This window comes from Oribacterium sp., from assembly GCF_057249185.1.
This window is the reverse complement of record NZ_DBHIGR010000057.1, coordinates 1-11,694: the sequence shown is the minus strand read 5'-3', so window position 1 is coordinate 11,694 and position 11,694 is coordinate 1. Positions and strand designations below refer to the sequence as shown.

General features: G+C 41.3%; 8 protein-coding genes. 1 reads left to right on the top strand and 7 read right to left on the bottom strand.

Annotated features, from left to right (window positions below):
• The 4 genes from ACO4PX_RS04835 to ACO4PX_RS04820 form a co-directional block, all read right to left on the bottom strand.
• A partial coding sequence (locus tag ACO4PX_RS04835) for a vWA domain-containing protein (RefSeq protein ID WP_485571750.1) occupies window positions 1-3,804 on the bottom strand: 3,804 nt, incomplete at its 3' end.
• A gap of 384 nt (window positions 3,805-4,188) precedes the next feature.
• Window positions 4,189-4,443, bottom strand: a complete 255-nt coding sequence (locus ACO4PX_RS04830; RefSeq protein WP_472450134.1) for a hypothetical protein — start codon at window positions 4,441-4,443, stop codon at window positions 4,189-4,191.
• A 33-nt stretch (window positions 4,444-4,476) separates the two neighbouring features.
• Window positions 4,477-5,328 (bottom strand): PD-(D/E)XK nuclease family transposase, encoded by an 852-nt coding sequence (locus tag ACO4PX_RS04825; protein ID WP_485571748.1) that lies wholly within the window; start codon window positions 5,326-5,328, stop codon window positions 4,477-4,479.
• A gap of 245 nt (window positions 5,329-5,573) precedes the next feature.
• A complete protein-coding gene (locus tag ACO4PX_RS04820) occupies window positions 5,574-6,863 on the bottom strand; it encodes an ATP-binding protein (protein ID WP_485571746.1) in 1,290 nt (429 codons plus the stop codon).
• A gap of 429 nt (window positions 6,864-7,292) precedes the next feature.
• Here ACO4PX_RS04820 and mgtE point away from each other — a divergent pair, with 429 nt between their 5' ends.
• Window positions 7,293-8,693, top strand: a complete 1,401-nt coding sequence (gene mgtE, locus ACO4PX_RS04815; protein WP_485571744.1) for a magnesium transporter — start codon at window positions 7,293-7,295, stop codon at window positions 8,691-8,693.
• A gap of 383 nt (window positions 8,694-9,076) precedes the next feature.
• On the opposite strand, the gene aroE is transcribed toward mgtE, so the two are convergent.
• The 3 genes from aroE to rlmB all read right to left on the bottom strand — a co-directional run bounded on the left by aroE (window position 9,077) and on the right by rlmB (window position 11,559).
• The gene (aroE, locus tag ACO4PX_RS04810; protein ID WP_485571742.1) at window positions 9,077-9,973 is read right to left on the bottom strand and encodes a shikimate dehydrogenase; all 897 of its coding nucleotides are present in this window, start codon (window positions 9,971-9,973) and stop codon (window positions 9,077-9,079) included.
• 127 nt (window positions 9,974-10,100) lie between these two features.
• Complete coding sequence (locus ACO4PX_RS04805) at window positions 10,101-10,817, bottom strand: YoaK family protein (RefSeq protein WP_485571740.1); 717 nt, start codon at window positions 10,815-10,817, stop codon at window positions 10,101-10,103.
• Window positions 10,810-11,559 carry a 23S rRNA (guanosine(2251)-2'-O)-methyltransferase RlmB gene (gene rlmB, locus ACO4PX_RS04800; RefSeq protein ID WP_314346543.1) on the bottom strand — a complete coding sequence of 250 codons (750 nt, stop codon included), beginning with the start codon at window positions 11,557-11,559 and terminating at the stop codon, window positions 10,810-10,812. Before rlmB ends, ACO4PX_RS04805 begins: the two co-directional genes overlap by 8 nt.
• Between the last annotated feature and the right edge of the window lie 135 nt (window positions 11,560-11,694).

The following is an 11,694-nucleotide window of genomic DNA, read 5'->3' as shown; positions in this document are numbered from 1 at the left end:
AAAGCCCAAAAATCCCGAGAATCCTTTTTCACTTTTCGGATTTTCCACTTTTGAAATAGGCTTTCCTTGTGCATCTACTTTCCAAACCTCAGCGCGAAGTTTTTGATTCTTATCCGCCTGATTACTTGGATCAAAATTCACCTCCACATTCTCACTAAGCTGATCCCAGATATTCATTTCCGTAATTCGAATTGGAGCCACAAATCCGCGAATCCTATCCTTTTCTTTATTTACAGCCGATTCTATTCCGGAGTTAGCTGTACCTGCTGCTACCGCTATGGAAAAATTCTCCTGTTCAATATCGTCTGCAAGAGGTTTTTCTAAAGGGTGCCCCGAAATCATCCACCGTGCACTCTTTCCGGTCAAATCGTTTAAATGGCTGTAATTTATCTTCGGTCCAAAACCAAGTGTATAAAAAGCATCAACATTGTTTAGATTCGTAAGTTCTGCTCTGGCCTGGGTTAAGGCCGCTTCTTCATAGCCACGACCACTACCATAGGAATATCCCGCTTGATAATCTGCTGTAAACTCATAAATACCTTCCGGGAGAGCAGAAGTACCTCCTCCAATGTTGGCCTTGTCCACAACCTTTCCGGGAACATTTCCATAACCGATTAAGTGTCCGGCTGCATTATACTTCTCTGCCTTTTGTAAGAAATAAAATGGATGATTTCCATCTGCATTGTATTTCGGAAAATAAGAGAAGTTTGGATCATAGGCTGTTATGAAAATGACCACCCGTCTGGCATCTTGTCGAATGCTCTGGGTATGAGCTCCTGCCGTTGCTCCATTTTGGAAATTCACAGCCTCCTTAATTCCTGCTGCATAGTTTAGCCCATTACCGGTTTCACCTTCCAGAGTAATTCCATTTACTGTTTGCTGGAATAAAGATACATCCTTTGTAAATCCAAGTACTTTTTCTGCATCATTATAGGGAGTATCGGATAAAGATTTAACTCCTTTAAACTGTCCTCCAGGTACATTATAAGTTATATTTCTGGTTCCTCCCATGGTAACCAGTGCAAATTGAGCATCATAGGCAGGGCTTTTAGATAAGTCCTCTACCAAATCATTGACAAATTTTTTACCATAATAGTGCCTTGTACCAACTTTACCAGTCGAATCAATTTTATCATACGCCGGTCTTGTCTTATCTTTCTTTACCTCTTCATTGTAAGGGAATCCCATATACATGGACTTATCATAAACAAAGATAACATCCAGCTTATTCTTCTGCCCTCCTTCCACAACCGGTCTGGCCGTTAAGGTGAGGTCATAGGAGCCGTCCGCCTTTTTGGTAATATACTTCTCCTGTTGCATCTCAAGATTATGCTTAGGATAGGTATGGGTATAGGTTTTGGTATCCAGCTTATAGAAGAAATAGTAATAAGGATAACAAACCTTTCGATCCGGATAATTAGGAAGGCTCTGGCCGCTATCCCAGGTGGTCATATTCCAGTAATCATCCCAAGATCTACCTTCCGTTGCATTTCGATAAACATAATCGTCATACACAAACTTGGAAACCATGTGCTTGGTGGACATATAATACACTTCATCTCCCCAAGCCATAAGGTTATTTCTATTATAGTCTCGATTCGTGTTTGCATTCATCCAAGTAATATCATAATAGCCCGGATAAACCCGATCATGTCTGGTATAGCCCGGAAGATCCTGATATACGTAGCTTGTCTCTACTCCATATTGATTATAAGGATATCTGATACTTTGGTATAAAGGCTGTTCATGGGTAAACTGGGACATATCCACACTGATGCTTGGTCCAACTTGACGAAAATCCCCATCAACATAATAGAACTTCGCCGTAGTATTTCTCGCAGCATTTGGGCCTTGAGACCAGGTCAATGTATAGATAGAGAAGCTTTTTACATTGAACTCTCGCACAATATAAGCACTCTTATCTGTAATACTGTTCTTATCCTCTTCCTTAGCCCCTTCTGTTCCTTGCTGATTATTCTCTTCTGTTTTTCCTCCTATGCCTTCATTTTTTGCCAATTCTTCCGCTTCCTTGGCATTTTCCTCTACTAAATTCTTTTTCTTCTTTTCCGTATCGGAAACGGTTTCTACATAGGCAATCGTATCGTTGCCTTCAGATTCTACCAAGTGATGAATAGCAATATTTTCCGGCTTAGCTTCTTCCGGTAAAATATCTTTGGAAATACTTAAGCGTACCGCTACCGGAAGAGAAGGTTCTACTTCTTCGCCCTCTGCATTCACAAAATGAATATCAATGGAACGAGAATCTTCATATAAACCTCTTGCCTTTAATGCATCTACCTGTGCTGCACTTAGCTCTTCCTCGCCCCCTTGCGCCTCTTCCGGTTTTACTCTCTTACTTACCTGAAGGCTTACCGCCTCATGAAAGGCTTCCTTATCGTAAAACACCTCTACAACACCAAAATCATCAAGTTCTTTATGTTGGCTCTTTCGTCCTAACTCATTCAAGCTATAGATTTGATATTTTGCGGTATATAGTTCGGAAAGGAATGGAGTAATATCTGCCTTCATTTCCTGATAAAGGGCAAGAACGGGATCTTCTTGATTGTTTTTTGCCTTTTCCTTCTTATTCTCCCCTTCTGCCTTCACCTCTGTAATTACCACAGAGCTTTGTTCTTGACTCTCTCCTGCAGAAGAAGAAGCCTCTGGGCTTTGGCTTTCTTCCGTTGTAGCAAGTGTCTCAGAGCCTTGTCCCGCTTCAGAAGCAGTTGTAAGTTCGCTAGATTGACTTTCTTCAGAAGATGCCAGATTTTCATTACTTTGTGCTGTAGATGGAAGAGCTTCCGTATTCTGCTTTACTTCTTGTTCTTCTCCTTCCTTTTTCGCATTACTCTTTTTGATTTTATCCTCTAAGTTTTTTAAATCTTCCAGAATAGATTTTGCAAGCTTTGTTTTACTTTGAACCTTCACACTGGGATAGCTGTTACTATCTACAAAAAGCTGAAAACGTAAATCCTGTTCTCCGTGGTTTTCATAGAGGAAATGAATCAGCTCAGTTCCCTGTACCTTGTATTCCTTATTACTTGAATCAGAATTGATAAAGTCCGGTTTCGCAGCTGCATTCTTCTCTTCCTCAGTCATTTCCTGACTAGCGGATTCAGAACTTGCTTCCTGTGTGGCTTCAGAAGTCTCCTTCGCGGGTTCAGCATTTTCCACTTGAGACTGAGCAGCCTTCTCCTCTTTCGCCTTGTCTGCTTCGCTCTTCTCCAAAGCAAGTCTTTCTTTCTCTCTCTCAGGAGCCAATGCTTCCTCATACCAATCGGGATTTCCCTGCTCCATTAATTTGCCAAAAGAGGAATCCTTAGCGAAAAATCCCAAGGCATCTTTTCCTTGCTTTTCGATTTCTCTGGTACGCTCGGTAGGATTAATTTCCACAATAGCTCTTACTTTAGCCCCGTTTTCCTGATAAACCGCCTCTGTTCCATTTACAAAATTATCCAGAGAGATTTCGTAAAGTTCCTTTCCTTCTGCAAGACTATCTCTGTAAAGCTGCAAAAGCTCAGGATCTTTACTATAGCTTAAGCTTTCTGTGATGGAAAATTTGACACCTTCATAAATAGCCGCTTCCGCAGCCTGGCGCAAATCCTCCCCTTTGAAATGGAGCTTAACATTGTCTCCTCTACTTTCAATTCTGTTTGGAGAACCTCCCTGTTCTTCCTGTGCATCTGCCGATAGCACGAGTCCATGAGAACCTGTTAAAACAAGGCAAAGTACCATAAGCATGGAAAGCTTGGCTTTCCAATTCTTTTGGCCCTTATTCCTTTCTTTTTTGCGAAGTACTCTCATTTGTCATCCCTCTTTTTTTCTCTATTCTCTCCGGCTTCACGGGATTTTCCGGAATTTCTTCCAAAAAAATGGGCCGTATTGCCGTCCGAGAAAGTACTAAATAAATACCCTTTTCTTTCTCACACTACAATATCGGCCTTTTTGAAAAAATTATAACAGGAAGTTTTTTCGCAAAATGCATTTTTATTTTAATTTTTTGTTTTTAGAAAAGCATGCAAAGGAATCCTTTATTCTCGATTAGTCATTCCCCCACAGTGCCCTATTCTTATTAAGTAGAAATTTTTTCAACGGAAGTATTTCGACAAAAAAGAGGGATAGTATTAATTTTTAATAATCCATCCCTCTTTTATCCTTTGCACACTGTTTATCTATAAAAGAAGCAAGTTACAAGCCATACTTTTTTCTTATCTCTTCTAGTACCTCAATTGCAGGCGTAGTCCTTCCGGCAGCAATATCTTCTTCAGAGCGTTCTATTTCCTCATAAATATCTTCTTCATCTTCTATATCTTTTAGTAATTCAGCAAATGAGGAATAGCTTTTTTTATTTGGTGTATTCTTTAGCTGCTCTACTTCGCGCAGAGCCTCAATAGTAATCTCCAAGTTAGTTTTCTTCTCAAGGAAAGCTTCTTCCTTCATCATCTCTCTACTCCTTCCCATCATTGCAGGACATATTTATAAACCAAACTCCAAAAGCAAAGATTGTAGATACTCCTGATCTGTTGAAGATTTCTTAATATCATCAATTCTACCATGTTCTGCCAACAGTCCCATTAATTGTATTACCTTTTGTTTAGCTATAATTTCTTTTTCTCTACCTTTTTCTATTCCTTTTTCTATTCCCTCTTTTAGCGCTTTTTTCCTATAATTCTCTAATAGAACATTCATTTCTTTGCCTCCTTTCTCATTGGGCTTTGCATTTTTTAGTAGTGCAACTCTCCTTGATAATATACCCGAATTCATTTGCTTTGTTTCTGTTGCATGAAAATCTTCGGCTAATTTTCCCAAGGGACTATTATCCACATAGGATGTATTAAAATAAATAATATGAGACTCATCCCAAAACGGCTTTCCGGATTCTTGTATTGTTCTTTCTATATGATAAATCTGAAGTTGCCCTTGAAGCACATCATTTGCTGTAATAAATATAACATAGGATTTGGGTAATTGCGAAAAATGATTTCCTTTTTTTAGATAGTGCATGTCCATTAAACCGGCATGATAACGCGCTCGTTTAGGCTCTGCTCCGGAAATGTTATTTTGAATTTCAATATTGTAAATATTATTATTCCCATCTTCACAGAGGCAGTCTAAAACCAAAGAGTGTCCATGAAGATTCGATAAATTCTTTTGAAGGCTTTGTCTTTTCAGCTTTAATGTAGAATCGTCCATAATAGTTTGCAGAATATATTCTGTACATTCCTTATCTTGCAAAACCACTTTCATAAATAAATCATCCATAAGAGTAAGAGAGGAAATGATTTTTTGCTTTTCCACCATATCATTTTCAACTTTAGATTTAGGCATGAGTTCCCTCCTTGTAATGAAAAGAAATAATAGATTAAGAATACTATGTATAGAAACATGAACTTTATACTAGTATACGACCATCATTCAAAATCACCTATACTCCACATTCGGATAATATCCGTAAATGGAGTAGGTTTTTTGACATGGAACAGAAGCCAATAAATGGCGTAGGTATATCATTTATAGGCTTCTTACTCTTGTTCTACTGTTATGAATGAAATTATAGAACAACAGAAAAAATTTTAAATCACCGCCTTATCCAAGAGGAAATCAATCAGATTGATATGTAAAACGCCATAATCATCATACCAACGTTTTCCGATATCTCTTCGCACCAAAATTTTGGGAAAAGAGTCACCGGTAAGCGAAAACGGTCTAAGCTCTATTTCTGTCTTTTCTTCTGTAGGCATAGCATAGGCGGATTGAATATATGTTCTCTTTCCTCCGGAATTTATCACAAAATCAATCTCACGAGCCGTCCGAACAGAATTCCCCTTTTCATTCTTTTCTCTGGCATATACTACTCCCACATCCACAGAAAACTGCCTTACCATCAATTCGTTATAGAGAATGTTTTCCATGATATGAGTCATTTCCTGCTGACGAAAACCGATTCTGGCATTTCGAAGCCCAATGTCCTCACAGTAATATTTATTTGGTGAGTCAAAGTAGGCTTTTCCCTTCACATCATAGCGTTTACTTTCCGAGAAGAGAAAGGCATCCTCCAGGTGTCCGATATACGCTCGAATGGTGTTCGGAGACACGGAAATGCCTTGCTTGGATTGCAAGGTATTGGCCAGCTTTGCCGGATTCGTAAGAGAACCGATGGAAGAACAGAGCAAATCCAAAATCTGCTCCAGAATATCCTGTCTTTCGATTTTCTTTCGCTCCACGATATCCTTGATATACACCTCCGAAAAGAGGGATTTTAGATAGTTCATCTTTGCAGCTTCGTTGGGTCTGGATAAGATTAAGGGCATTCCCCCATAAAAAGCATAGTCGTCAAAAGCTTCATTTTTATCCCCTCCTACTGCGGAATAGTATTCTAAGAAACTTAAGGGATGGACCCGAATTTCATCGCTTCTTCCCCGAAACTCCGTAAGAATATCACTGGAAAGCATCTTGGAATTACTCCCCGTCACATAAACATCCAGATTCGGAATGGAGCGTAAATCATTTAAGGCATCATAAAAGCTAATCTTCTTCCCCTCGGGGTTGTAGGGATTGGGGACTTCATCGGACATCTGAATTTCATCAATAAAAAGATAATGTTCTTCTGTTGTTCCGGAAAGCTTCTCTCTGACAAAGGAACTTAAGCGAAGTGGATCCCTAAATTGAATGTCCTTCGCCAAGTCCAGCTCAATGCTGATAATCTGCTCTTCCTTCACCTGATGATTTAACAAATAATCTTTATATAGCTTCTTCAACAAATAGGACTTTCCGCATCGTCTGATTCCGGTAATCACTTTAACCAAACCGTCAAAGCGATAGGATATAAGCTGTTTTAAATAGCTATCTCTTTGGATTTCCATAAACCGTCTCCTTTATTGAATTTTATTGCCCTAAAAGGCTTTTATATTCAATACTATAACTTCTATTCGACTCTTATACAAGATACTTTCTGTTGACCTGCCAGGAATATTCTACTGACTTCTCCGGAACATATCTTGCTTTCCTCCCTATATAGAACTTCTTACTTTTTCTTCCTGAAAGCCATTGCCCCACCTTCTCTTCCGTGATACACTTACACAGGCTTATGCGAGTTTTTACTTGCAAAAATTCAAGAGAAAGGAAGGAAAATGCAAATGAAAAGCGGCGACGACACGGATCCTAGTACTTATGATATTTCCATGGGGCAGGGATTTGTGAATATCTATCAATCCTTCCTTCTGATCGGATAAATCGTGAAAATATCATAAGTTCTTTTCCCTGTGTCCATAGTTTTTTGGGAAGGAGCTTACATGAACGAAGAAGAGAGAGTTTTACAGGATTACCAGCAGGAAATTCTGGATATTTTGCGGGGGCCGGATGATCCCGCGGTGAAGAAAGAGCGTTTGGAAGACTACCATGCCAATGATATGGCCTCCTGTCTTCCTGAGCTGACAAAAGAAGAACGGGAAGTTTTCTATTCCTTATTGGATATGGAAAGCCTTGCGGAAATGATGGAATACGCAGAGGATGCAGGGCAATATCTGGAGGAAATGGATGCACAAAAGGCTGCCGACATTCTGGTAAAGATGGAGCCGGATGATGCGGTAGACCTATTAAAGGAAACCGAACCGGATATCAAGAAGGCTTGGATTTCTCGCATGCCTTTAGAGAATAGAAAAGAATTACAGTCCTTGGCATCCTATAGTGAGGACTTAATCGGTTCTCGTATGACCACCAATTTCGTGTCTTTGGAAAGCAACCTGAACATCCGGGAAGCCATGCGTTCCTTGATTGAACAGGCTGCGGAGCATGACAATATTTCCACCCTCTATGTGGTGGATGAAAATGAATCCTATTACGGTGCGGTAGATTTAAAGGATATCATTATCGCCAGAAAGGATACCAAGCTTGAAGACATTACCGAAACTGCCTACCCCTTTGTCTATGCGGATGAACGGATTGAGGATTGCTTGGAAAAGATTAAGGCCTATTCCGAAAACTCTATTCCGGTACTGGGAGAGTACAAGGAAATTCTCGGTGTTATCACTGCTCAGGATATCTTAGAGGTTTCCGATGACGAGATGGCGGAAGACTACGCTAAGTTGGGAGGTCTTTCTGCAGAAGAGGATTTAAATGAACCTGTTGTGGATAGTGTGAAGAAACGTCTTCCCTGGTTGATTATGCTTCTGTTCCTGGGACTTTTGGTTTCCACCGTTGTGGGACTTTTCGAAACTGTGGTGGCGCAGCTCACCATCGTCATGGCCTTCCAATCCCTGATTTTGGATATGGCGGGAAATGTAGGAACGCAGTCACTTGCGGTAACCATCCGTGTCTTAATGGATGAGCAATTAAAGGCCGGAGACAAGCTGAAGCTACTTGTAAAGGAAATGAGTATCGGCGGCATTAACGGATTGGTCTTGGGATTTTTCTCATTAGTGGGAATCGGGGCTTATATCTATTTCTTTAAGCATATGCCCCTCCATGTCTCCATCGGAATTGCCTTCTGTATCGGCATTTCCCTATTACTGGCTATGGTCATCTCCTCCTTTGTGGGAACCATCGTCCCCATCTTCTTTAAGAAAATCGGCGTAGACCCGGCGGCAGCCTCCGGTCCGCTGATTACTACCATCAATGACCTGGTGGGAGTAGTAAGCTACTATGGACTGACATGGCTATTAATTTTGGAAATCATGCAGATTAAAGTCGCATAATAAAACAGCAATAAGCAAGTCTTATCAGACAAAATATACTATATTAAGCTGTCTGACCTATAGTTTAAAAGGTCTATAGCTTAAAAGTCTTTTAGAACAAAACCTGTTGATGAAAACCGCTCTATGCCCTTATGAATCAAAGGCATAGAGCGGTTTAATATTTTTACAGATGGAGAAGAATAAAATGTAAAACCAAAAATAATCTGTGGGCTTTTCCGCCGTATAGCTTTGTGATACGGGGTAATCTGAGCCCGTCAGTACTTGCTGAAAGCGAGTGAAACGAAGCTTGAAGCTTAGTACAGCTACGAAGGCGAAGTTAGCGGGTGCGTGCCCCGTGTACAAAGCTATACTGCGGAAAAGCAAAAATCTTTATGTTTTACACTCTATTCTTCTCTTTCTTTGACCTTTGATTCCAAAAGGGCATAGACCTCCCCTTCTGGAAACTCCTTGCCAGTCCATAGCCGGAAGGACTCCGCCCCTTGATAAAAGAGCATGGGTAAGCCGTTCATAAAAGGTAATCCCTGTTCTTTTGCCTGCTGTAAAAGCTTCGTTTCCAAAGGATGGTAAATACAATCTGCCACAAAAAGCCCCTTATGAAGCCAGCGACTATCCTCTACCAGGGAACGGTCCTCTTTCATACCTACGGAACTGGCATTCACCAGGATATCACTGCCCCCGCAGGATTCTTCCAAATCCCTTTCCAGGCTTTTTAAAGAAATCTTTCTTCCGGATTCCTTTTCGCATCGTTCTACAAAGTCTTCGTACTTTCTCTTACTTGCTTCTCGAACCAGTACTTCTATTTCCGAAAGCTCCGTGCCGATGCCATAGCTAAGGATGGCCTTACCGGCACCTCCTAATCCTAAAAGACTAAGCTTCTTTCCTTTTAAAGCAAGTCCCTTTGCTTCCAAGCCCCGAAAGAAGCCTTTACCATCTGTACTGTGCCCCTCAATCTCTCCATTTTCCTGGAAAACCAAGGTATTTACCGAATGGGCAAGTCTTGCTTCCTTGGAAATGCTGTCACAAAGGGGAATCACCTCCTCCTTTAAGGGCATGGTGAGGTTACAGCCTTGCAGCTTCATTTTCCGAAAAACGGGTAATGCGCCCGCTAAATCCTCCTTTTGTAAATCAAAGGCAAGATAGCGGGCATTGATTCCCAACAAGTGGAAGGCTTCGTTATGCATGGCAGGAGAAAGGCTATGCTCCACCGGGCTGCCCAAAAGGCCAAAAAGTCCGGTTCTGCCGTCAATTTCCCAACAACTTTCTTCTCTACAAGCACTCATTGGCTCCAACTTTCTCCTTCTTCCTCTTCTTTTATCTGCTTTGTTCTTCTTTTATCTGCTATCTTCTTGTATCTGCTATCTTCTTGTATCTCGTTTTATATCTTGCTTTATCTTCTTCGTTCTTCCTTTATCTTTTTTGCTCTTCCTTTAAGCTTTTTGCTCTCTCCTCATAGCTTTTATTATCCAAATGTAGTTTTGCCCAGAGAAAGAGATGCAATATCGTCAGTCCAAAAATGCAGTAAAGTCCGAAAACCTTTGACAAAAGCACCGCCGCCAAAACACCGGAAGCGAAGGCAAGAATCATCAGGCCGTGTCTCTTCGCAAGTCTGGCGGATTCTTCATTTTTGAAAAATAAGGCTTGGGTCAGATGACTTCCCATTTGCCGAATATGATTGGTGCAGAAGGTTGTGGCCATGGGAATTCCCTCCGCTTTTCGGAAAATATTGAACTGCATGGCACAGATAAAGCTTAAGCTTAATTGACATAACTGATCCGGCCAACTCGCCGGCATCAGCCCCACAAGGAAACAAACCAGCGACTCAAAAAGGAGAATTTTCTCTTCAAAATCTCTCTTCTTTAGATTTTTATGGTTTTGCCCAATATACTCCGATAAAATCACACCTACCATATAGGCGGTAAAGGGAGCCAAAGAATACAGGGCTCTCCCCCATTTTCCCTTTCCCAAAGACAACATCATGATGACAAGATTGGCCGTCTGGGCATTGGCAAATACCTGTCCTCTAAGACTGTAAGTGTATCCACCATAAAAGCCCCCCGAAAATATCAGGAGGGCAAAAAACCAAAGCTTTTCATGAATTTTCCAGGTTGCCTTAACTTTATCCATTTTGCAACAGCCTCTGTCTTACAATTTCATAGGCCAAAACACCGCAGGCCACGGAAGCATTGAGGGAATCCAGCTCTCCCTTCATAGGAATGGAAGCCTGCATATCACAGGATTCCTTTACCAAACGGGAAACACCTTCTCCTTCATTCCCCAGCACCAAGCCGATGGGACCGGTAAGGTTCAGCTTATACATGCTTTCTCCCCGCATGTCTCCGCAGACAAACCACATGCCTTCCTTCTTCAGCTCCTCCATGGTCTGCACCAGATTGGTCACCTTGCAAACCTTGGTATAATTCAAGGCTCCGGCACTGGTTCTGGCAACAGTTGCGGTTAAGCCCACAGCTCTTCTCTTCGGAATGATTACTCCATGGGCTCCTGCAAGATTTGCAGTACGAATCATCGCTCCCAGGTTGTGAGGGTCTTCGATTCCGTCTAAAAGGAAGAAAAAGGGCGCTTCTCCCTTGTCCTTCGCCACCTGTAATAAATCCTCCAAGGGCGCATATTCATAGGCGGAAAGATAGGCAATAACCCCCTGATGCATTTCCCCAGAGGACATCTCGTCCAAACGGGATTTTTTCACAAAGTCAATCACCAGATCCTGCTTCTTCGCCTCTCGAAGAATGCTTAAAATAGGACCGTCCTTCAAACCATCCTGAATAAACAGGCGGTCAATGGTCTTTCCGGCACGAAAGGCCTCCAGCACCGGGTTTCTGCCGATTAGGGTATATCCCTCTTCTCTCATCCTCTTCCTCTTCCTCTTCCTCTTTCCTACTACTTCCTATTTCTATGCTCTGACACTTTATAAGTGCTTTTCTATATGGCTTTCTTTATAGCTTTCTTTATAGCTTTCTTTATGGCTTTCTTTATGGCTTTCTTT

What these genes read in the sequence shown, in the direction of transcription:
- ACO4PX_RS04825 (WP_485571748.1), bottom strand. Translation starts at nt 5,328, where the DNA reads ATGCCTAAATCTAAAGTTGAAAATGATATGGTGGAAAAGCAAAAAATC.
- mgtE (WP_485571744.1), top strand. Translation starts at nt 7,293, where the DNA reads ATGAACGAAGAAGAGAGAGTTTTACAGGATTACCAGCAGGAAATTCTG.
- ACO4PX_RS04820 (WP_485571746.1), bottom strand. Translation starts at nt 6,863, where the DNA reads ATGGAAATCCAAAGAGATAGCTATTTAAAACAGCTTATATCCTATCGC.
- aroE (WP_485571742.1), bottom strand. Translation starts at nt 9,973, where the DNA reads ATGAGTGCTTGTAGAGAAGAAAGTTGTTGGGAAATTGACGGCAGAACC.
- rlmB (WP_314346543.1), bottom strand. Translation starts at nt 11,559, where the DNA reads ATGAGAGAAGAGGGATATACCCTAATCGGCAGAAACCCGGTGCTGGAG.
- ACO4PX_RS04830 (WP_472450134.1), bottom strand. Translation starts at nt 4,443, where the DNA reads ATGATGAAGGAAGAAGCTTTCCTTGAGAAGAAAACTAACTTGGAGATT.
- ACO4PX_RS04805 (WP_485571740.1), bottom strand. Translation starts at nt 10,817, where the DNA reads ATGGATAAAGTTAAGGCAACCTGGAAAATTCATGAAAAGCTTTGGTTT.